This is a genomic window from Actinoplanes sp. NPDC051405 (assembly GCF_055586185.1).
Map to the genome: position 1 here is coordinate 39267 of NZ_JBVJIR010000029.1, position 21522 is coordinate 60788.

General features: G+C 72.4%; 19 protein-coding genes. 5 read left to right on the forward strand and 14 right to left on the reverse strand.

The window, feature by feature from the left end:
* Window positions 1-8 precede the first annotated feature (8 nt).
* Window positions 9-1061: a nicotinate-nucleotide--dimethylbenzimidazole phosphoribosyltransferase gene (gene cobT / locus ACZ6S4_RS41365; RefSeq protein ID WP_465480126.1), complete on the reverse strand. Its 1053-nt coding sequence runs from the start codon at window positions 1059-1061 to the stop codon at window positions 9-11.
* Window positions 1058-2161: an Rv2231c family pyridoxal phosphate-dependent protein CobC gene (gene cobC, locus ACZ6S4_RS41370; protein WP_465480127.1), complete on the reverse strand. Its 1104-nt coding sequence runs from the start codon at window positions 2159-2161 to the stop codon at window positions 1058-1060. Before cobC ends, cobT begins: the two co-directional genes overlap by 4 nt.
* Before the next feature lie 72 nt (window positions 2162-2233).
* On the opposite strand from cobC, the gene ACZ6S4_RS41375 reads away from it, so the two are divergent.
* On the forward strand, window positions 2234-4420 hold the full coding sequence (locus ACZ6S4_RS41375; RefSeq protein ID WP_465480128.1) for a transglycosylase domain-containing protein: 2187 nt from the start codon (window positions 2234-2236) through the stop codon (window positions 4418-4420).
* 14 nt (window positions 4421-4434) lie between these two features.
* Here the strand turns inward: ACZ6S4_RS41375 and ACZ6S4_RS41380 are convergent, their stop codons facing one another.
* Window positions 4435-5034, reverse strand: coding sequence for a TIGR03086 family metal-binding protein (locus ACZ6S4_RS41380; RefSeq protein WP_465480129.1), 600 nt, complete (start codon window positions 5032-5034; stop codon window positions 4435-4437).
* Window positions 5035-5198: 164 nt separating this feature from the next.
* Window positions 5199-6662 carry a cobyrinate a,c-diamide synthase gene (locus ACZ6S4_RS41385; protein WP_465480130.1) on the reverse strand — a complete coding sequence of 488 codons (1464 nt, stop codon included), beginning with the start codon at window positions 6660-6662 and terminating at the stop codon, window positions 5199-5201.
* Between the two features lie 111 nt (window positions 6663-6773).
* Here ACZ6S4_RS41385 and ACZ6S4_RS41390 point away from each other — a divergent pair, with 111 nt between their 5' ends.
* From ACZ6S4_RS41390 to ACZ6S4_RS41400, 3 genes are read left to right on the forward strand one after another with little or no spacing between them, the layout of a single operon-like run.
* Window positions 6774-7592 carry an SURF1 family cytochrome oxidase biogenesis protein gene (locus ACZ6S4_RS41390; RefSeq protein ID WP_465480131.1) on the forward strand — a complete coding sequence of 273 codons (819 nt, stop codon included), beginning with the start codon at window positions 6774-6776 and terminating at the stop codon, window positions 7590-7592.
* 10 nt (window positions 7593-7602) lie between these two features.
* Window positions 7603-8040, forward strand: coding sequence for a hypothetical protein (locus ACZ6S4_RS41395; protein WP_360828966.1), 438 nt, complete (start codon window positions 7603-7605; stop codon window positions 8038-8040).
* A gap of 60 nt (window positions 8041-8100) precedes the next feature.
* A complete protein-coding gene (locus ACZ6S4_RS41400; RefSeq protein WP_465480132.1) occupies window positions 8101-8283 on the forward strand; it encodes a hypothetical protein in 183 nt (60 codons plus the stop codon).
* Window positions 8284-8292: 9 nt separating this feature from the next.
* Here ACZ6S4_RS41400 and ACZ6S4_RS41405 read toward each other — a convergent pair whose 3' ends face one another.
* From ACZ6S4_RS41405 to ACZ6S4_RS41450, 10 genes are all read right to left on the reverse strand, one after another.
* Window positions 8293-9846, reverse strand: a complete 1554-nt coding sequence (locus ACZ6S4_RS41405) for an ATP-dependent DNA ligase (RefSeq protein ID WP_465480133.1) — start codon at window positions 9844-9846, stop codon at window positions 8293-8295.
* Window positions 9847-10086: 240 nt separating this feature from the next.
* On the reverse strand, window positions 10087-10293 hold the full coding sequence (locus ACZ6S4_RS41410; protein ID WP_360554920.1) for a hypothetical protein: 207 nt from the start codon (window positions 10291-10293) through the stop codon (window positions 10087-10089).
* 98 nt (window positions 10294-10391) lie between these two features.
* Window positions 10392-11183, reverse strand: coding sequence for an HAD-IIB family hydrolase (locus ACZ6S4_RS41415; RefSeq protein ID WP_465480134.1), 792 nt, complete (start codon window positions 11181-11183; stop codon window positions 10392-10394).
* The gene (locus ACZ6S4_RS41420; RefSeq protein WP_465480135.1) at window positions 11180-12646 is read right to left on the reverse strand and encodes an FAD-dependent monooxygenase; all 1467 of its coding nucleotides are present in this window, start codon (window positions 12644-12646) and stop codon (window positions 11180-11182) included. The genes ACZ6S4_RS41415 and ACZ6S4_RS41420 overlap by 4 nt, the downstream gene beginning before the upstream one ends.
* Before the next feature lies 1 nt (window position 12647).
* Window positions 12648-13991 (reverse strand): M20/M25/M40 family metallo-hydrolase, encoded by a 1344-nt coding sequence (locus ACZ6S4_RS41425; RefSeq protein ID WP_465480161.1) that lies wholly within the window; start codon window positions 13989-13991, stop codon window positions 12648-12650.
* A 145-nt stretch (window positions 13992-14136) separates the two neighbouring features.
* Window positions 14137-15207: a M48 family metallopeptidase gene (locus tag ACZ6S4_RS41430; protein WP_451913631.1), complete on the reverse strand. Its 1071-nt coding sequence runs from the start codon at window positions 15205-15207 to the stop codon at window positions 14137-14139.
* A 42-nt stretch (window positions 15208-15249) separates the two neighbouring features.
* Window positions 15250-15858: a uridine kinase family protein gene (locus tag ACZ6S4_RS41435; protein ID WP_465480136.1), complete on the reverse strand. Its 609-nt coding sequence runs from the start codon at window positions 15856-15858 to the stop codon at window positions 15250-15252.
* Window positions 15848-17386 (reverse strand): cobyric acid synthase, encoded by a 1539-nt coding sequence (locus ACZ6S4_RS41440; protein WP_465480137.1) that lies wholly within the window; start codon window positions 17384-17386, stop codon window positions 15848-15850. The genes ACZ6S4_RS41435 and ACZ6S4_RS41440 overlap by 11 nt, the downstream gene beginning before the upstream one ends.
* Entirely contained in the window at window positions 17383-18381 is a 999-nt protein-coding gene (locus ACZ6S4_RS41445; protein WP_465480138.1) for a cobalamin biosynthesis protein, read from the reverse strand. Before ACZ6S4_RS41445 ends, ACZ6S4_RS41440 begins: the two co-directional genes overlap by 4 nt.
* Before the next feature lie 1062 nt (window positions 18382-19443).
* Complete coding sequence (locus tag ACZ6S4_RS41450) at window positions 19444-20298, reverse strand: single-stranded DNA-binding protein (RefSeq protein ID WP_465480139.1); 855 nt, start codon at window positions 20296-20298, stop codon at window positions 19444-19446.
* A 181-nt stretch (window positions 20299-20479) separates the two neighbouring features.
* Between ACZ6S4_RS41450 and ACZ6S4_RS41455 the strand changes: the two genes are divergently transcribed.
* On the forward strand, window positions 20480-21490 hold the full coding sequence (locus ACZ6S4_RS41455; protein ID WP_465480140.1) for an alpha/beta hydrolase: 1011 nt from the start codon (window positions 20480-20482) through the stop codon (window positions 21488-21490).
* Window positions 21491-21522: the final 32 nt, after the last annotated feature.

Below are 21522 nucleotides of genomic sequence, written 5' to 3' on the forward strand. Positions count from 1 at the left end.
ATACAGGTTCACTTCTCCGACACTCCCGCCGAGTCGAAGGTGGCCACGTCGTGCAGGACCCGGACCGCGCCGGCGACGATCGGCAGGGCCAGCGCGGCGCCGGTGCCCTCGCCGAGTCGCATACCCAGATCGAGCAGCGGGGTGAGGCCCAGCTCGGCCAGCGCGACCGCGGCACCGGGCTCGACCGAGCGGTGTCCCGCCACCATCGCGGCGACGGCGTCCGGGGCGAACGCGGCGGCGACCAGGGCAGCCGAGCAGGCGATGACTCCGTCGACGATCACGGGCACCCGGCGCTCGGCCGCTCCGAGGATGAAGCCGGCCAGCGCGGCGTGCTCCAGACCGCCGAGGGCGGCCAGGGTGGCCAGCGGCTGTTGCGGGTCGGGTGCGTGGGTGGCCAGCGCACCGGCGATCACGGCGATCTTGCGGGCGTGGGTCTCGTCGTCGATGCCGGTGCCCCGGCCCGTCACCGCCGCCGCGTCGGCACCGGTGAAGGCGGCCACCAGGGCCGCCGCGGGGGTCGTGTTGGCGATCCCCATGTCGCCGGTGAGCAGGCACTTCGCGCCGCCGTCGACCAGCGCGCCGGCCACCGAGATGCCGACCTCCAGCGCCGCCCGGGCCTCGTCAACGGTCATCGCCGGCTCCACGGCGAGGTCGCGGGTGCCCCGGCGGATGTTCGCGTCGAGCAGGGTGTCCCCGCCGTGCAGCGGGATCTTGACGCCGACGTCCACGACCATCAGCGAGGCGCCCACCTGGCGGGCGAACGCGTTGATCACCGCACCGCCGGCCACGAAGTTCGCCACCATCTGGGCGGTGACCTCCTGCGGCCACGGCGAGACGCCCTGGGCGTGCACGCCGTGGTCCCCGGCGAAGACGGCGATCGCGGCGGGCTCCGGCAGCGGCGGCGGGCAGGCGCCGGCCAGTCCGGCCAGGCGGACGGACAACTCCTCGAGGGCGCCCAGCGAGCCGGCCGGCTTGGTCAGGCGGGCCTGCAGGTCACGGGCGGCGGCCATGGCCGGCTCATCGGCGGGGCCGATCGCGGCGAGGGTCGTCTCCAGGGTCACTGTCGCTCCTTCAGCACATCTGTCAGGGTCGCAACAAACGCGTCCGTGGTGGCAGTGTCGCGCACCGCGATCCGGAGCCAATCGGCGCCCAGCCCCGGGAAGGTGTCGCCGCGGCGTACCGCGTACCCCCGTTTGCGCAGCTCAAGACGCACCTGGTCGGCGCCCGGGAAGCGGACCGCGACGAAGGCACTGGCCGGCCGCCCGGCGACAGTGACGTCCGGCACGCCTGCCAGTTGTTCCACCAGGTGGTCACGCTCGGCGGCCAGCTCGGCGGCGATCCGCCGCTCCGCGGCCACCGCGACCGGACTCGCGCAGGCAGTGGCCGCGGCCAGCGCCGGGGTGGAGACCGCCCAGAGCGGCTGCGCGGTGGCCAGCCGGGCCAGCAGCCCGGCCGGGCCGAGCGCATAGCCGATCCGCAGACCGGCCAGTCCCCAGGTCTTGGTCAGGCTGCGCAGCACGAGCAGGCCCGGCAGGTCGCGGCGGCCGGCCAGCGACTCGGGCTCACCGCCCGCCCCGGGCCGGTACGTGGTGTCCGCGAAAGCCTCGTCCACGACCAGCACCCGTCCGGGCCGGGCCAGCGCGGCCACGTCGGCGGCCGGGTGCAGCACGGAGGTCGGGTTGGTGGGGTTGCCGACGAAGACCAGGTCCGCGTCGGCGGGCACCAGCGCCGGGTCGAGCCGGAAGCCGTCCGCCTCGCGCAGCAGCACCCGCTCGACCCGGTGCCCGGCCTGGCGCAGCGCGGCCTCCGGCTCGGTGAACTGCGGGTGCACCACGACCGGCCGGCGCGCGTCGCGCAGCGCCTGGGCGATCAGCACGAAGGCCTGCGCCGCACCGGCGGTGAGCAGCACCTCGGCCGGGTCGCGGCCGTGCCGGGCGGCGACGGCGGCGGTCGCCGCGGTGTCATCGGGGTACGCCGCCAGCTCGGTCAGCGCCGCCTGGATCGGCCCGGCGAGCCATTCCGGCATCGGCTGGCGCCGCACGTTGACCGCCAGGTCCACCAGCCCGGGAGCCACTTCGGCGTCACCGTGGTGGTGCAGATCCGCCGCTGCTGCCCCGGCGGGCGCGGGAAGGTCCACGGAAGAGGTCACACGCTTCAGCATGCCGGATGTGATCCGGCCGATTACTTCAGCCGTTCCGTGAGGACATGAGCGGTTTTGTCATACCTTCGAAGGGTGACGAAGACCGGACTCGCCAAAGCTGGACGGATCGCGCCGCTCATCCGCGCGGGACTCATCGCCGGGATCGTGGTCGCGGGTCTGATCTTCCCGCTGGTGGCGCTGGCCGGCGTCGGCGCCAAGAACGGCGCCGGCGCGCTGGAGAGCATGCCGGAGGGGCTCACCGAGGTGCCGTCGGCGCAGACCACCTACGTGTACGCCAACGACGGCAAGACGCTGCTCACGACCTTCTACGAGGAGCATCGCAAGCCGACGAAGATCGCCGACATGTCGCCGTTCATCATCCAGGCGATCGTGGCGTCCGAGGACACCCGCTTCTACGAGCACAACGGCGTGGACGCCAAGGGCGTGGCCCGGGCCTTCGTGGCGAACCAGCAGGCCGGCGGCGTCTCCCAGGGCGCGTCCACGCTGACCATGCAGTACGTGCGGATGGCGCTGCGCGACGGCGCGAAGACTCCGAAGCAGGCCCTCGAGGCGACCGAGCAGACCACCGCCCGCAAGCTGCGGGAGATGCGGCTGGCCATCGAGCTGGAGAAGCGGCTGTCGAAGCAGGACATCCTCGAGCGGTACCTGAACTCGGCGTACTTCGGGCATCGGGCGTACGGGATCTTCGCGGCGGCCGAGGTCTTCTTCTCCAAGAAGCCCGAGGACCTGTCGCTGACCGAGGCGGCCCTGCTCGCCGGGCTGGTCAAGGCGCCCTCGGCGTACGACCCGGCGACCAACGACCAGTCCGCGGCGACCAACCGGCGCAACTACGTGATCGACCAGATGCTCAAGATGAACGCGATCACCGCGGCCGAGGCGACGGCGGCGAAGAAGTCCAAGATCAAGCTGAAGCTGACCACGCCGCCGAACGACTGCGTCTCCGTGCCGAAGAAGCACAACGACTGGGGCTTCTTCTGCGACTACCTGCGCAACTGGTGGATGGAACAGCCGGCCTTCGGCAAGACGTCGCAGGAACGCATGGCCAACCTGCGCCGCGGTGGCTACAAGGTGGTCACCACCATCGACCCGAAGATCCAGAAGTCGGCGCTGAAGCACGTGCTCGACAAAGAGAAGAAGAAGAGCGTCTACGCACACGGCGAGGTCGTCATCGAGCCCGGCAGCGGCCGGATCAAGGCGATGGCGGTGAACCGCAAGTACTCGCTCGACCAGGAGAACAACGGTGAGCACAGCGACCGCCGCAAGCGCGACGACTTCAAGGGCAATTACCCGAACACCGTGAACCCGCTGCTCGGCGGCGGTGACATGGCGGGCTACCAGGCCGGCTCGACCTTCAAGATCTTCACGATGCTGGCGGCGCTGGAAGAAGGAATGCCGCTGGACACGGCCTTCAACTCCCCGCAGCGGTTCGTCACGAAGTACATCACCGCCCCCGGGCCGGCGACCTGCGGCGTGCACTGGTGCCCGAAGAACTCCACCGCCTCGATGACCGGCCGGCAGACCATGTGGAGCGGCTTCGGCAAGTCGGTCAACACGTACTTCGTGCAGCTGGAACAGAAGGTCGGGGCGGAGAAGGCGGTCCGGATGGCCGAGCGGCTGGGCCTGAAGTGGCGCACGGAGATCGACCGCACGCTGGCCGGACCGGACCACGCCGACGGGTGGGGCGCGTTCACCCTGGGCGTCAGCGACGCGACCCCGATCGAGATGGCCAACGTCTTCGCCACCCTGGGCGCCGAGGGCAGGTACTGCGAACCCATCCCGGTCCGCATGATCAATACGCGGGACGGGGCGTCGCTGACGTACAAAGGCAAGAAGGTCGCCGGCCCGCGCTGCCGCCAGGCCCTGCGACCGGAGGTCGCCCAGGCAGCGACCGACGCGGCCCGCTGCGTCACCGGCTACGGAGCGGCGAAGGGCAGCTGCGGCGGCTGGGAGACCTCACCCATGGTGTACGCGACCCTGAAACGGCCGGTGGCGGGCAAGAGCGGCACGACAGACAGCAACCGGAGCGCCTGGTTCTGCGGCTTCACCCCGCAACTGGCGGCGGCGGCCTTCGTGGCGGACCCGGACAATCCGGAGAACACGGTGGGGTCGAGCCGCGGGACGATCTCGAAGTTCACCGTGGCGGAGACGCTGAAGGACGCGCTGAAGGGGCAGCCGAAGGTGAAGTTCACGCCGCCGCCGGACGCGCTGATCCACGGCTCCTCGGACCGCTCCGGCTCCTCGGACCGCTCCGGCTGGTGACTGGTCCGCGGATTTCAGTGTGCGGACGTGGCCGGGCGCCAGCGGGGGTTGCGGCCGGCGAGTGAGACGGCCTGATCGAGCAGCTCGGCCTCGCTCTCGATCTGCACGACCGGGCCGAACATTCCCGGGGTGCCCTCCGGCGGTCCCTGGGAGAGGAACTCGATCAGCGCCTCGAGCAGCCGCGGATCGGCGGCATACTCCTGGCCGGTCGCCCGGGCCAGATCCCAGCCGTGCATGGTGAGCTCGTTGACCGCGACCAGTCCCATCTCGGTGGCGGGCATGGTCACGCCGCCGGCCCGAGCCGTGCCCTCCCACGCCGAGGGCGAACGCCAGGCGATGGCCAGATCCTCCAGGACGACCGGCAGACGGCTGCGCCACTGGGCCGACAGGTGGGCCGCGGAGGGCTCAGGCGGAGCACCGTCCGGCGCGTCGAACTTCTTCTGCGCTGCCTGGGTGAACGCCCGGGACAGGCCGGCGAGGTGATCGAGCAGGTCGCCGACCGTCCAGTCGGGGCACGGAGTGGGGGCCCGCAGGTGGTCGTCGGTGATACCCAGCAGCAGGGACCGCACCTGGCGGACCGGCGGGGCGAAATCCAGCGGGACACGATCGGCCACGGCGGTGCTCCCTTCTCGTGGAACCCCTTCACCGTAAGGCCGGGGTGCGACATCGACCGAAATCAGATCCACCGGCGTCGGCGCCAGTCCCCGGCGGGGTGAGAACGCCCGCGATCCGGGCCGGCCTGGGCCCGGCCCGGGTCGGACGGCTCAGCAGGCGTCGGTCAGGTCGGGGGTGGGGTCAGGCCAGACAGGGAGAGGGTCTGCTCGCCCGGATCCGCGTCCGGCTGCGGCGAGACGACCGGCGCCGGCTGGGCCGGGGTCAGCATCGCCGCAACCACCCGCCGGGCGATCTCCGGGGCCCCGGCCCAGTGCAGACCCAGCTGCGACGCGTGAACCTGACGCCAGACGAAGCCTTCCGGGTTGCCGCCCGCCCAGGTCCAGGCCGGCACCTGGCCCGCCCGGGGCGTGACGATCGCCCGGTGCTGCTTGTAGCCGGTGATCCGCGCACCGGCCGGGGCCAGCGGCGACGTCGCCGGGGCGGTCGCCTCGCGGTAGCCGGCGATCGTCTGGCCGGCGGTCAGCGCCGACGCGTCCAGGATCCCGCACATCGGGCGGCCGTCGAAGTCGCGGGTCAGCCAGGGCAGACCGACACCCTCGGCGATGATCGGGCGGTTGTCGTGCGCCAGCTGGGCCACGGCCGCGCACAGTCGGCGGTTCGCGGACAGCTCTTCCGCGTACCCCTCCGGCAGGGCCGCCCCGATCATGAGCCCGCGCGTGCCCGCCGGGAGGGTCTCGTCGCGCAGCGGGTCGATGATCGCGACCTCGGCGCCGGCCGCGGTGAGCAGCTCGACCGTCTCCACGTACGTGTAAGGGGCGCCCGGTCCGCCGGCCAGCGCGATCACCGGGCGGTTCTCCGGCGGCACCGGCGGCTCGCCGGTCGCCTCGGCCAGCGCGTCCACCGGTGACCAGGCCTGCTCGGGCAGCGGCGGCGCCGCGTCGGCCAGCGCCATCACCCGATCGAGGTCGATCGCACCGGCGACGGCCTCGCCGAGCCGGCGGACGGCCCGGACCGCTTCGACCGTGCGGTGCGCCACCGGAACCGGCCCCTGGGCGCGGGCCGGCAGCACGGCAGGGAGGTCCCCGCGGCGCAGCGCGCCCAGCACCGGCATGCCGATGTCGTCCAGCGCGGTGCGGAGCATCTCCTCGTGGCGGGGCGAGGCGACGCGGTTCAGGATGACGCCGCCGAGGTGCACCATCTCGTCGAACATCCGGAAGCCGTGAACCAGCGCGGCCAGCGAGTGGCCCATGGCGGCCACGTCGACCACGAGCACCACCGGCGCGCGCAGCGCGGCGGCGACTGCGGCCGTACCGTCGATCTCGGGTTGTCCGGTCAGGCTGTCGAACAGGCCCATCGCGCCTTCGATGACCGCGATCTGTGACCCGGCCGCGCCGTGCGCGAACAGCGGCGCGATGCGCTGCGCGCCGACCAGGCGCGGGTCGAGATTGCGGCCGGGACGCCCAGCGGCCAGGCCGAGGTAGGCGGCGTCGGTGTGGTCGGGGCCGACCTTGAAACCGGTGGCCGGCACTCCGCGTGCCGTGCAGGCGGCGAGCAACCCGACCGCGATCGCGGTCTTCCCGTGCCCGGACGAGGGTGCGCTCACCACCAGGCGCGAGTGGGCGGACATCACGGCTCCCTCGGGGATACGGAAAACGGCGGCGACATGATATTGACCGCCGGACATCGCACCCTACCTGCCAGCGGAAAGCGGCCGTCGCGAGCCGGGTAGCCTCAGAACGTGTACCGGTTCCTGCTGACGCCCCGCTGGCTGGCCGCCGCGGCGCTCACCGTGGCCGCTTCGGTGATCATGGTGTTCCTCGGCAACTGGCAGCTGCACCGCTACCAGGAACGCAGCGCGATCAACGCGCGGATCGACGCCGCTGATTCCAGCCCCGCGGTGCCGCTGACGTCCGTGCTGGCCAAGCCGGTCGGGCCGGGCAAGCCGGGTGCGTCCCCCGGCGAGGACGCGGCCTGGACGAAGGTCACGGTCACCGGACGGTACGACCCGGCGCACGAGATCCAGGCCCGCGGGCGCACGGTCGGCGGCTCGGTCGGCTTCGAGATCGTGACCCCGCTGCTGCTGGCCGACGGCACGGCGGTGCTGATCGACCGCGGCTGGGTCCCGTCCAAGGACGGCGACGCGATCTCCGCGCCGGTGGCGGCCCCGGCCCCCACAGGCGAGGTCACGGTGGTGGGCCAGGTTCACCTGTCCGAGAGCCGGCCGGCCCCGCTGGCGCGGCGCGACGGCCGGATCGACACCCGGCGGATCGCGGTGCCCAAGCTGGCGGCCGAGCTGCCGTTCCCCTTGTACGGGGCGTACGTGCTGGTCAGCGACCCGGAGCCGGGCTTCGCGCGGATCCCGATCGATCACGAGGACTCGTGGCAGAACGGCGGCTACGCGGTCCAGTGGTGGCTGTTCGCGGTGATGGCGCTGCTCGCGTACGGGTGGCAGGCCCGCAAGGAAGCCGACGGCGACGCACCGAAGAAGCGGGTGGACCGGGTGGCGGCGGCAGACCAGCGCATGGCGGCCGTTCCCACCGCGCGGCAGCCCGACTAACCTCGGCGGAGTGACCTTTCCGGACTCCACGCCGAGTGACCCCTGGAGCGTGCCCACCCCCGCACAGCCGGTTCCGCCGCCGGACCCGCTGGTGCCGGGGCCGGTGATCGCCCAGATCGGCGACATGGCGGTCACGTCGACGGTGGTCCACACGCCGGCCGGGGACATCCCGCTGGCGGGCTCGACGTGGACGGTGAACGACTACTGGCACAGCGAGCAGAAGATCCCGCCATGGGCCATCGCGGCGGCGATCGTGGGGTTCTGCGTGCTGACGATCTTCAGCTTGCTGTTCCTGCTGGTGAAGGTGACTGTCCCGCGGGGAACGGTGCAGGTGACGGTGACCAACGCGACACGGCAGTATGTCGCTCGGATCCCGGTGACCGATCAATCGCAGGTGACCTATGTGCATCAGCAGGTCAACTACGTGCGGTCTCTCGCTGCTCTCTGATCTGGGTCTCCCCGTTCCTACGAGAGGGTGACGGCATGGCGGGCGACGATCGTGTTTGCGGTGGCGATCGAGCGTGATGACCGGGACCGGTTGCGGCGCCTCGCTGCTGGCGGCAGTGCTGAAGCGGTGTCAGCGCTGGTCGAGATCGCCGGGGAGCGTGGTGATGTGGCGGAGCTGCGGAGGCCGGCCGAGGGCGGCAGCGAACACGCCGCCGAAGTCCTCACCGACCTGACCGACAACTGACCCCTCGTCTCAGCTTTCCGGTGTGATGGGGAAGCCGAGGGCCTTGACCATGTCGATGGTGTCGGCTTCCTCGGCACGCTTGTCGTCGCGGTAGCGCAGGACGCGGGCGAACCGCAGCGCCACCCCGCCCGGATAGCGGGGTGAGGTCTGCACGCCGTCGAAGGCGATCTCCACGACCTGCTCGGGCCGCACGGTGACGACCCAGCCGGAGTCGTCGATCGCGAGCTCCTTGAACCGCTCGGTCTGCCAGCGCAGCAGCTCGTCGGTGAGTCCCTTGAACGTCTTGCCCAGCATGACGAACCCGCCGGTCCGCGGATCCCGGGCGCCCAGGTGCAGGTTGGACAGCCACCCCTGCCGCCGGCCGTGCCCCCACTCGACAGCGAGAACCACCAGGTCAAGCGTGTGCCGCGGCTTGACCTTGACCCAGGCGGCGCCCCGGCGGCCCACGTCGTACGGGGCCTGCGAAGCCTTGACCACGACGCCCTCCTGCCCGGCGGCAAGGGCGGCCGCGAACGCCTCGGCGGCCTGCTCCTCGGTCTCGACGGTCCGTCGCCCCACGATCAGCTCGGCGGGCAGCGCGTCGGCCAGCGCGGCCCAGCGCACCCGCCCCGGCTCGTCCAGCAGGTCGGTGCCGTCCAGGTGGAGAAGATCGAAGAAGTACGGAACCAGCCCGGGCCCGTCGACCGGCCCTTCTTTCCCGCCGCGCCGGGCACCCCGGGTGGCGGCCCGGCTCGACGTCTCCTGGAACGGCCGCGGCCGCCCCTGGGCATCAAGGGCCATGGCCTCACCGTCGAGCACGAACTCCCGAGCCGGCACGGCCCGCGCAGCCGCGACGACCTCCGGCAACCGCGCGGTGATGTCGTCGAGGCTGCGGGTGAAGACAGCGACCTCGTCGCCGGAACGGTGCACCTGAATGCGGATGCCGTCGAGCTTCACGTCGACAGTGGCCGGGGACCCGGTGGCCAGCAGCGCCGCGGCGACGTCGGGGGCGCTGCTGGCGAGCATGGGGGTCAGCGGAGTGCCGACCCGCAGCCTGATCTCGCTGAGCGCGGGCGCCCCGCCGGTGAGCGCGGCGACAGCCACCTGCTTGAGGTCACCGGAGAGCAACAGAGCCCGCCGGACAGCCGTGACAGGCACCTCGGCGGCGCGGGCGATGGCGTCGGCGAGGAGCCCGGCCTGGGCACCCTGGCGCAACTCGCCGCTGAAGAGGCCGACGAGCAGTCGCTGCTCATCGGCGGTGGCCCGGCCGAAGAGCCCGGCCAGCAACTCTCGCCGACGAGCCTGCGACCCGGCGCCGGCGACAACGGAGATGGCGGCGATCCGCTCGTCGACCTCGGCCACGGTGAGCACGGGCTCGGCGGCCGGGGCGGGCAGGTCACGCAGGCCGGCGTAACCGACGCCGGTCTGGCGTTGCCGCAGCTCACCGGCCAGGTAGGCGGAGCCGGCGGCCAGCTCGCCGGGATCGAGACGCCGGAGGGCATCGGCGAGCAGGTCGATCTTGGCCTTGCGGCCGGAGGTGGCGGAAACGGCGGCCGACGTGGCTGCCAGGTTGAGGAACTGCACGAAACCATCCTGGCAGCCAGGTACGACATTCGCGGGCCGGTCGCGATCCGCTCCCCCGTGAAGCGTTCGCAACCGGCCCGGTCCGGGGGACGCGCTGATCCGCACCTCGTCCGCGCCGAGCTCCGGGCGCCTCGGCCGGCCCCACATCGGCTCACCCAGGCGCCGCGAGGGGCCTGCCGCCCGGCGCACCGCGTGGCGACGGGGTGCGCCGGGCGACGGGCCCGGGGACATGGAGCAAAGTCAGGCGGCCACCGGCTCCGTGATGCGGTAGCCGCGGGCGCGGATGGCCTCGGCGACGCGGCTGAGCTGCGCGTCGAGCTGGCACAGGGCGTCGGACAGCTCAGCGAGCTGAGCGGTGAGGGCGGTGTCGTCCCACCCGGAGACGTCGACGTCTCCCAGAGCACTGCCGGCGGCGCGGAGCGCCACGATCGCCTCGTTCGAACTCATGTTCGAATCCTAACAGGAATGATCTCGCCCGCGCAGCAGACTCACCCGATCAAGCGAAGTCGATTGCCGCGGGGGTGAACTTGCCCGGAACAGTGCCGCTAGATGAGGCCCAGGCGGGTCAAGGCCCGCGCAAAGCCGTCCTCTTCGACGGTCTCGGTCACCGTTGTCGCCGCGGCCAGCACTTCCTTCGGGGCGTCCGCCATCGCCACCGATCTGCCCACCGCGGTGAACATCGGGATGTCGATCGGCATGTCGCCGAAGGCCACCGCCTGGTCGGCCGGCACGTCGACTTCGCGCAGGGCCCGCGCCACTCCGCTGGCCTTGTTGATGCCGGCCGGCGCGATCTCGACGATTTCGGGGCCCGCGAGACTCAGGCTCAAAGGGATGCCGCGCTGGGTCAGCAGGTCGATGAGGTCGGCCGGGCCGAGCGTCGGGTGGCACAGCGTCATCGCGCATGCCGCAACGCCGGCGAACGCGTCGACGGAAACCACAGCCGACGGGCCATTGTGCTGGGACGTGCGGATCGCGACGTAGGGCTCGTTCATGCGCCACGATTCGCCGTCGTAGATCGCGACTCCCGCCTCCGGCAGCTCGGCGCGTACGAGCGACAGCAGCGCCTGCACGGCGTCGGACTGGAGGGTGTCGCGCCACAGGACTGAGGCGGGCTCGAACGCGTACCCGAGGGAGCCGCCGCAGCAGACCGCCAGCGTGAGGTGTGGGGTCAGCTCTGTGAGGGCGCGGACTCCAGCCGGAGAGCGGGCCGTCGCGGCGATCACCGGTATGCCCTGTGCGCGCAGTGCGTGGCAGGCCGAGACGGTCGCCGCGCTGATCGTCCCGTCGGCGCGGACGATCGTGCCGTCCAGGTCGGTGACGACTGCCGCGCTGGTCACCGGGGCATGGCCTGTGTGAACACCGCGGCGGCCTGCTCGGGTGACGCCGCCGCGGCCACGAAACCGTCCGGCCGTACGAGATAAAGCCGCCCCGGAAGCAGCGGCGTCTGCGGCGCGGCGTCGAACAGGTGCACCGGCAGTCCCAGCTCCGGCACGTCGGACTTGTCGATGCCGCCGTACCCGTGGATCTGCCACTGCAGTGACCGAAGCACCTCGTAGTTGCTGCCCGCCCACGCGAGCCGGCGGCCCACCACCGGGTCGCGCCCCTCGTCCGGGGTCATGCGGTAGCGGATCCGGATCTGGGCGACGTAGCCGAAGAAGCGCGAGCCACCACCCGTCCGCGGCAGCAGCCGAACGCCGACCGGCGCCAGCAGAGGCACGATCAACCGGCGCAGCGCCCGCAGCTGGATGCGTTGCGAGGTGATGAAGCCGAACATCCGGTCGGTCGTCGCCACCAGGGTCCGGGCGACCGGACGCCGCTCGGCCTCGTAGCGGTCCAGCCACGCGTCGCCGGCGTGGCCGTGCACCACGTCCGCGAGCTTGAAGGCCAGGTTGTGCGCGTCCTGCAGGCCGGTGTTCATTCCCTGGCCGCCGACCGGCGAGTGCACGTGCGCGGCGTCGCCCGCCAGGAAGAAGCGGCCGTCGCGGAACGTCGCCGCCACCCGATGGTGCACCTTGTATGTCGCGAACCAGCGGGACTGCGCGTAGGTCACCGCGAACGAGCGCCGGATGCGGGCCTGAGCGTCCTGCTCGGTGATCTCCCCGTCGCCGTCGTCGTCGCGGGCCAGACCGATCAGCCGCCAGTTGCCGCGGCCGCGCATCGGGAAGCCGAGCAGGAACTCGTCGCCGGCGGGCCGGACGTTGATCGCGTCGGCCACCAGCCCACCGACCGCCGTCGCGTCGATCACGTAGAACAGGTGTGGGCTGGTCACGCCGTCGAATGCGATGCCCCGCGACTTGCGGACCACCGAATTCGCCCCGTCCGTGCCGACGCAGAACCGGGCCGTGATCGTCTCGTCGCCGACCACGGCCTCGACGTGCTCGGCGGTGGCGGTCAGCGAGGTGACCTGCCGGCCCCAGCGGACGTCGCCGCCGAGGGCCCGCAGGTTCTCGTACAGGATTTCCTCGTTGCGGCTCTGCTCCAAGATCTCGATCCACGGGTACGGCGTCACGTCGCCACCGAGCGGCCCGATCGGGATCCGGCCGAAAACGCGATCCCCGAAGCCCGGAGCCAGCGCGACCGCCCGGTGTGCCGCCGCGAGCACCTTGTCCGCGATGCCGAGCTGGTCGTACACCTCGATGCTGCGGGCCTGCACCACGAGCGCGCGTGACTCCCGGGTGGGGCCGTCCTTGCCGTCGACCACGACGACCCGGACGCCGAGCTTCACCAGCCAGTTCGCCAGCATCAGCCCGGTGGGGCCGGCGCCGACGACCAGCACGTCGCAGCTCAGCTCGGCGGCCATGTCATCTGCCCAGCGCGGCCACGTTGCGCAGCAGCAGGGCCTCGGCGAGGCACACCCGGGCGAACTCGCCGAGGTGCAGGCTCTCGTTCGGCCCGTGGGCGCCGGCGTACGGGTCCTCGACACCGGTCACGAGGATCGCCGCCTCCGGGAAGAGCTCCTGGAAGGTGGCGATGAACGGGATCGAGCCACCCACGCCCATGTCGACCGGCGCGACCCCGTCCCAGGCCTGCTGGAACGCGGCCCGGGCGGCGTCGAACGCGGGGCCGGTGGCGTCGATGACGCAGGGCTCGCCGCCGCTCTCCAGCGTGACCTCGACGTGGGCCCCCCACGGCACGAACTTCTCGACGTGGGCGCGGATCGCCGCGTACGCCGAATTCCAGTCGTCGCCGGGTGCGAGCCGCACGCTCAGCTTGGCCTTGGCCCGGGGCACCAGGGCGTTGGGCGCCTCGCTGGTCTTCGGCGCGTCGATGCCCAGCACGGAGATCGACGGCTTGGTCCAGATCCGGTCGGTGAGCCGCCCCTCGCCGATCAGCTTGACGCCGTCAAGCACGCCGGCCTCGTGGCGGAACCGGTCCTCCGGGTAGTCGACGGTCGCGGCCTCCCGGCGGGCCAGGCCGTCGACGAGAACCTCGCCGTTCTCGTCGTGCAGGGTGGCGATGAGCCGGGCCAGGACCGTGAGCGCGTCCGGCACCGCGCCACCGAACATGCCGCTGTGCACGGCGTTGTTCAGGGTGCTGACCTCGACGAAGCAGTTGACCAGGCCGCGCAGCGAGGTGGTCAGGGCCGGCACGCCGATGTCCCAGTTGCCGGAGTCGGCGATGACGATGACGTCGGAGCGCAGCGTCTCCTTGTGGGTCTCGAGCAGCTCGTCGAGCGAATCGGAGCCGAACTCCTCCTCGCCCTCCACGAACAGCACGACCCCGACCGGCAGCTCGTCGCCGAACGCCCGCAGCGCGGCGACGTGCGCCATCACGCCGGCCTTGTCGTCAGCGGCGCCGCGACCGTAGAGCCGGCCGTCGCGCTCGACCGGCTCGAACGGGTCGCTGGTCCACAGCGCGGGGTCACCGGCCGGCTGCACGTCGTGGTGCGCGTAGAGCAGAACGGTCGGTGCCCCCTCGGGCGCGACCTTGCGGCCGATGACGGCGGGCTGCCCCGTGCCGCGGACGATCTGCACCTCGAGGCCGCAGCCGCGCAGCAGCTCGGCGACGGCCTCGGCGGACCGCTCGACGTGCGAGTGGTCGAAACCGTCGAACGCGATCCCGGGGATGCGGACCAGCCGCTCGAGGTCGGCGCGGACACCGGGCAGCTCGCGCGCGATCGCGGCGCGCAGGTCGTCTTCGGTCAGGCTCATGCCATCGCCTCCGCCGGCGCTCCGGCGAGACGATCCGTCGGGCGCGGAGTTGATGATCGGGTAGCAAGCTCGCTCATGAACCGATCCTAAGCCGGGCGGCTCGGGTCGTGCGGGCCTGCTTCATCGGCCTGTGGACAACTCAGCCGGCCGGCGGCGCCGGCGGCTCGTCGTCGGGGCGGCGGCCCTTGCCGGCCCAGCCCCGGGCACCGCGCGCGGCGGATCCGGCCAGGTCGGCGGCGCCGTCGCCGAGCTTGCGGAGCAGGCCGACGAGCGGGTCCTGCGAGGTGTTGAAGGACTCACGGTACGAGTCGGCGGCGGCCTTGACGTCGTCGGTGACCGAGGCGTTGCCGTCGGAGTCGCGACGCGGGTAGTCCCCGCCGAGGATCCGGCCGTACTCGCCGGAGTCGACCCACTTGCGCAGCTCGGCGGCGCGCGCGACGGGCACCGGGTGGGTGCTCCAGGCGGTCATGCCCAGCTTGTGGATGCTGTCGCGCAGGTCTCCCCCGCCCTCGTACTCGGCGGCCTGCTCGAGGAACGCGGCCGTGTCGATCTGGGAGAGGTCGCCACCACCGGCGAGCTTCATGAGCAGCCGCAGCGACGCGGCCGGGTCCTGACCGGCGAGCAGGCCCGCACGGTCGGCGGAGAGCTCGGCCTTGCGCCACCACTCGTACATCGCCGCGATGATGGCGCGCAGGGCGATCGCGCCGACCGGCAGCCAGCTCAGGCTCGCGGCCCACCGGGTGAGGATCATCATGATGGTCTTGTAGACGGCGTGCCCGCTGCGCACGTGCCCGATCTCGTGGCCCAGCAGCGCGCGCAGCTCCTCGTCGTCGAGCTTCTCGACCGCGGCGGTGGTGATGACGATGAACGGCTTGTCCATGCCGATCGCCTGGCCGTTGATCACCGGCGACTGGCTCACGTAGAGCTCGGGCAGCTCGGCCACGTCGAGCGTGGCGGCGGCCTCGGCGAAGCGCTGGTAGACGCGCGGATACTGGCGGTGGTCGACCCGGATCGAGCCGGCGAGGAACGACAGCCGGAAGCCGCGCTCGTTCCACATGCCGAAGAACGCCTTCACCACGTCGTCGAAGCCCCGTAGCTCGCGCAGCGCGGTGAGCGCGCCACGGTCGGCGGGGTGCTCCCAGGCGCGCGAGCTGATGCCGGTCAGCGTGATCCGGCGCCGCGCCGGCCGGTTCTCTTCCTCGGTCGTCATCGTCCGTCCACCGTTCCCGCCGCCACCGCGGCTGATCGTGGTTCAGTCCGGCGGCGCCGGCCAGAGCCGTTCGTACCGATCGTCGAGACCCTCCGCGGCTCCGTCGACCAGGAGATCCACGTGCGCCGCGGTGGCATCCGCGGCGAAGTGCCGGTCCTCGTTCACACACCAGCGCTCAAGGTACGCCCGGAAGGCAACATCGTCGGCACCGTCGCGTGCCAAAGCCCGCCGCCACCGCAAATCAGCCGGCGCGGTGACGAAGACGGAAAGGGAAAGCTCCGGACGGATCACCCGCCGGGCGGCGGTCACACCCTCCAGCAGTACGGCGTCAGCAGGCTCAACGGTGACCGGATTCCCCCCGAACGCCCCGCGGTGCCAGAGGTATCGCCGGTAAGTGGCCGGACGGCCGTGGCGCAACGGGTCGAGCACCTGTTCCTCAAGCCGCGCCCAGAAGCTGAACTGGTCGTCCCAGCCGTCGAGCAGGTCGTCGGTGTGCACGACAGGGATGTCAGCGGCCTTGCCGAGCCGAGCCGCGAACCAGCTCTTGCCCGCCCCGCTGGGCCCGTCGACAGCTATCAGCCGTACCGGTCCCAGCCGGGGCGGTTTTTGAAAGATCCGCTCCGCGAGCGCAGCGAACGTCTCAGCCGCCATCGGGCGCACCCGGCGGGATGAAGGGAAGGCCACTCGGAGGCCCGGACTCGATGAGCCGCCACAGGGCGTCGGTGTCGAGGTGCTCCTCGACGAGGTCGCCGAGGACGTCGAGCGCACGTTCGCGTACCTCCGCGAAGCGGGTGTCCGGTGCGACCACGAAGCCGTGCCGGCCCGCCTGCCGTGCCGCCTCGGTCAGGAACCGGCGGCGGAACTCGTCGGACTCGAAAGCGCCATGCCAGTGCGTCCCGCAGACCGCGCCGACCACTGCACCTTCGGGCGTGCCGTCCGCGTACGTCAGCAGCGGCACCGGATCGCCGGCGGACACGTACCCGTGATGGATCTCGTAGCCGCTCACCGGAACCTGCCCCCAGGCCGCGCCGCGCGACCGGGCCAGGGTCTTGCGCTCACCGAAGGTGATGCCCACCGGCAGCAGGCCGAGGCCCGGCACAGTGCCCCGGCGGCTCTCGACGTCGTCGTGGATCGTGTCGGCGAGCATCTGGAAGCCGCCGCAGATCCCGACCAGCGGCTTGCCGGCGGCGGCGTGCGCGCGGATCGCGTCGGCCAGGCCGGTCTCGCGCAGCCAGGCCAGGTCGCTGACGGTGGCCTTGGAGCCGGGCAGCACGACGAGGTCGGCGTCGGCGATCTCGGCCGGCTCGATGGTGAGGCGTACCTGAACGCCGGGCTCGGTGGCGAGGGCCTCGGCATCCGTGGCGTTGGAGATCCGCGGCAGCCGGACCACGGCAACCCGCAGCCACTCGGTGCCGCGCGGCGCAGCGGGCCGGCCGAGCATCCGCCCGTACGCCAGGGAGTCCTCGGCGTCGAGCCACACGTCCAGGTTGAACGGCAGCACGCCGTGCACCGGCCGCCCGGTGGCAGCCGTGATCATGTCGAGCCCGGGCCGCAGCAGCCCGAGATCGCCACGGAACTTGTTGATGACGAAGCCGCTGACCAGCGCCTGATCCTCGGGACTGAGCAGCGCGACCGTGCCGAACAGTGCCGCGAAGACCCCACCTCGGTCGATGTCCCCCACCACGATCGTCGGCAGCCCGGCGTGCCGCGCCAGGCCCATGTTGACGAAGTCCCCGTCCCGCAGGTTGATCTCCGCCGGGCTGCCGGCGCCCTCACAGATCACCGCGTCGTACTCGGCGCGCAACTCGGCCAGGGTCGCGTGCGCAGTCTCGGCCAGCCGCGGGCGCAGCGACCGGTAGTTGCCCGCGGTCACGGTGTCGACGGCCAGCCCGAGCAGCACGACCTGGCTGGAGAAATCGCTGCCGGGCTTGAGCAGCACCGGATTGAAGCGGATGTCCGGGGCGATCCCGCACGCCGCGGCCTGCATGGCCTGAGCCCGGCCGATCTCGCCGCCACGCCCGTCGGCACCGACCACGACAACCGAGTTGTTGGACATGTTCTGCGCCTTGAAGGGCGCGACTTTGACGCCCCGGCGGTGCAGCCACCGGCAGATCCCGGCGGTGAGCACACTCTTGCCGGCGTCGGACGTGGTGCCGGCGACCAGCAGTCCCCCGCTCATCGCTCACCTGCCCGGCGAACCACAGTGGCCCGGAGCAGCGCGACGCCGGCGGCGAGCACGACGGCGCCCGAGCCGACCGCCCCGGAGAGCCGTGCGGCGCGACGCAGATGACCGGCGGACGGGCGCGGTCCGTCACCCAGCAGCGGCCTGGTTTCGATACGCCCGAAGTACACGTTCCGCCCGCCCAGCCGTACCCCCAGAGCCCCGGCCATGGCCGACTCGCACTGGCCGGCATTGGGACTGGGGTGATCGTTGCGATCCCGGCGCCACACCCGCAGCGCCTCGGCGGGGCGCCCCTTGACCAGCGGCGCCGCGGCGATCGTCAGCAGCCCGGTGAGCCGCGACGGAAGCAGGTTGAGCGCGTCGTCGAGCCGCGCGGACGGCGTCCCGAAGCGGGCGTAACGCGGCGACCGGTGCCCGACCATGGCGTCGAGGGTGTTGGCGGCCCGGTAGCCGAGCAAGCCGGGCAGCCCGAACAACCCGCCCCAGAACAGCGGCGCCACGACGGCGTCGGAGGTGTTCTCGGCGACCGACTCCACGGTGGCGCGGGCCAGCTCAGGCTCGTCGAGGGTCGACGGGTCGCGGCCGCAGAGGTGGTTGAGGCGGCCACGAGCTGCGGCAAGGTCGGCGTTTTCCAGGTGGGTCGCCATGACGGCTGACTCGCGGCGCAGCGTGCGGCCACCGAGCACGGTCCAGGTCGCGCCGGCGACCAGCGCGACCCGGGCGATCGGCTGGCGGCGGGTGAGGAGGGAGGCGGCAAGACCTGCGGCCACGGGTACGCCGACCGCCGCCGTGGTGAATGCGGCGCCGGCCCAGCGGTTCGGTGCGTGGAGACGACGCTCCAACGCGCCGGCCGCCTGCCCGAACCCTGCTACGGGATGGAAGCGCCTCGGGTCGCCGACGACAGCGTCCAGCGCGAAACCGGCCAGCAGGCCGAGCGCATCGGCCGTGGTGGCGCCCGGTCGCGCTGTCAGTATCCGGCCTGTTCGTTCCACTCCGACCACCCTAGTGAGCGTTTTTTGCTGGTCCCGGCCCGCCCACCCGTCGAGCGGCCGAGCCGGGCCGTGCCGTGCCGTGCTTTGCCGGGCCGCCAGGCAAGGTTGCGCCGGGCCGGGCCGGGCCTCGCCGGGCCGGGCCTCGCCGGGCCGGGCCTCGCCGGGCCGGGCCTCGCCGGGCCGGGCCTCGCCGGGCCGGGCCTCGCTGGGCCGCGGCGCGGCGTGGGCGTGGTCGCTGGTGGATGCCGCCCGTCCTGCTCGGGCGCAGGTCCGCTTTGCCGAGCGGTTGCGCCTTTCTCTCAGGGAGGGAGCGCCCCGGAGCAGGACGGGCGGCGGGGGTAGCGGGTGGGTGTCGACCACCGAACACCCACCCACCCCGCCGGTCGTTCGCGACGCCTCACCCCAGGGCGCCGGAGTCGACCGGCTCCGGACGGCGGACAGGGGAATGGTCCGCCGCCACGTTCAGGGCCCGGCCGTCGCCCGCTTTCGGGGACGGCGACCGGACCGCCGGCAGTCACTGGGACCGCGCGGCAGGGGGTTCGGCGGATGGGTGCCGACCACCGGACACCCATCCGCCGGGCCGATGGGGCCCGCTTGCACCCCCGGCGGGACCCCATCGGCCGGCCGGCCCTCGGCCACCCGCACCGAAGCCCGGTGCGCACCGCCCGAACTGCCCTTGCGGTGGCGGCCGCGGAGGTCGGCGCCGGAACACAAGGCTGTCGGCCGGGTGGGCGGAAGGGAGGGGCCGGTCCGGTGCCGCCGTCGCGAACCCACGGGGAAGTCGGCTCGCAACGACGGCAGATCAGAAGGCGATCAAGCCAGGGCGGTCACACCCGGCGGTCACGCCAAGGCGGTCACACCCGGCGGTCACACCCGGGCGTCACCCGGCGGTCACGCCAAGGCGGTCACACCCGGGCGGTCACACCCGGGCGGTCACCCGGCGGTCACGCCAAGGCGGTCACACCCGGGCGGTCACACCCGGGCGGTCACACCCGGGCGGTCACCCGGCGGTCGCGCCAGGTGGGGCACCTGGCGGTCACGCCGAGGTGAAGCGCCCGGCGGTCACGCGGGGACGGGCTGGCGCCTGGCGCTCCGGCCTCGGCCCGTGCGACGGGCCGAGCCCTCGCCCTCGGCGTCGGGCTGGTCAGCCCCCACACCGGCCGATCCACGTTCTGCCGAACGGCTGGACCGCGAGCTGGACCGGGAGCCCGGGCCAGGACCCGGAACGGGAGCAGGTGCCGGCTCGGAGTCCGGGCCACCCTCCGAGCCCGGCTCGGGCGCGGGCTCCGAGTCGTCGGGATCCGGCGCCGGGATGGCGGCCGGCACGACCATCTCCGTGTCGAACGGCTCGATGCTGCCGCCGCGCAGGGCCGCCAGCGGGTCGAAGCCGCCCGGCGTGCTGCCCGGGACGTCCTCGAACGTCGGCTCGTCGCCGTCCAGCACGCCGTCGCCGTACACAGTGGGCGCCTCGTCCTCCCCGACCGGGACCGCCGCCTCACCGCGGACCTGGCCGTCGCTCTCCGCCGTCTCCGTCGCGCTCGTCGCCGACGTCGGCTTGTTGCGGAAGAAGCGGCCCCGGCCGCGGGACAGGTCGTGACCGACCGACACGGCCTCCATCTCGTACGTCGTGCGCAGGTTGCCTTCCGAGTCGGTCCAGTCGCGGGTGTAGAGGCGTCCCGCCACCACGACCGGGTCGCCGACCGTGACGGAGGCCGCCACTCCCTCGGCGAGCCGGCGCCAGCAGTTGACGCGTACCCGGAACTGGTTGCCGTCGACCCAGCGGCCGGTCTCCCGGTCCATCCGGCGGGCGGTCGACGCCACCCGGAAGTTGGCGACCAGGGTGTTCGTGCTGGCGGTGCGGCGCCATTCCGGCGCGGTCAGGACGTTCCCGACCACCACGATGTTGGTGTCGAACACTGCGTCTCCTTATCGAGGGGAAGTGCGGCGGGCGATCTGGGAAGCAGCGTGCGCCGAACGCCCCGATGTCCGCTTCAGGATCCGCGCCAGCCTGTGGACGACGGAGGAATGTGGAAAACCACGGAAAATCCCGCTGATCTGGTATGGCGCGAAGGTCCCTACGCGTGGGTAACCTGGCGGCGTGGAGACCGACGTCCTGGGCCTGCCGTACGAGCGACTCACCATCGACCTGGGCACCGACGACGAGGGCGCCGTCGTCGCGACCCTGGTCCGCCGGCGCGGGGACACCCCGTCACGGCGCGCGGTGCTGTACGTGCACGGCTTCGTCGACTACTTCTTCCAGACCCATCTGGCGGACTTCTTCGTCGAACGCGGCTGGGACTTCTACGCGCTGGACCTGCGCAAGTACGGCCGCAGCCTGCTGCCGCACCAGACGCCGAACTTCGCGCGCAGCCTCACCGAGTACTACCCCGAGCTGGACGAGGCGGCCCGGATCATCCGCGAGGACGACGGCCACGACCAGCTGCTCGTCGCCGGCCACTCCACCGGCGGCCTGATCACGTCGCTGTGGTCGCACTCCCGCCACGACCAGGGCATCGTCGACGGCCTGTTCCTGAACAGCCCGTTCTTCGACTTCAACGTGCCCTGGCTGCTGCGCCGGCCATTCGCACACATGATCGGCCGTACGAGCAGCCGCAACCCGTACCGGGTACTGCCGATGAGCACAGCCGGCCTGTACGGGCAGAGCCTGCACAGCGAGCACCGTGGCGAGTGGACCTACGATCTCGCCTGGAAACCGGTGAACGGCTTCCCCGTCCGTACCGGATGGCTCGAAGCGATCCGCCGCGGCCAGGCCCGCCTGCGCGCCGGGCTGGCCATCGACGCCCCGATCATGGTCGCCTGCTCGACCCGGACCTTCCGCGGCAGGAGCTGGAGCGAAGACGTACGGCTGAGCGACTCGGTCCTGGACGTGGAGCACATCGTGCGCTGGGCGCCGCGGCTCGGGCCGCGGGTGACGATCGCGCGGTTCGACGGCGGCATGCACGACCTGACGCTGTCCGGCAAGGACGTACGCACGGAGCTCTTCCAGGAACTGGGTAGATGGGTCGACGCGTTCGTCCCGCCGAAGGGCACGCCGGAGATCTCCGTACCCCCGGCCCCGGAGGACAAAGCGGACGCCACGACGGCTTGACATCCCGCTCGACCGAGCGGCGGCGAAACTCT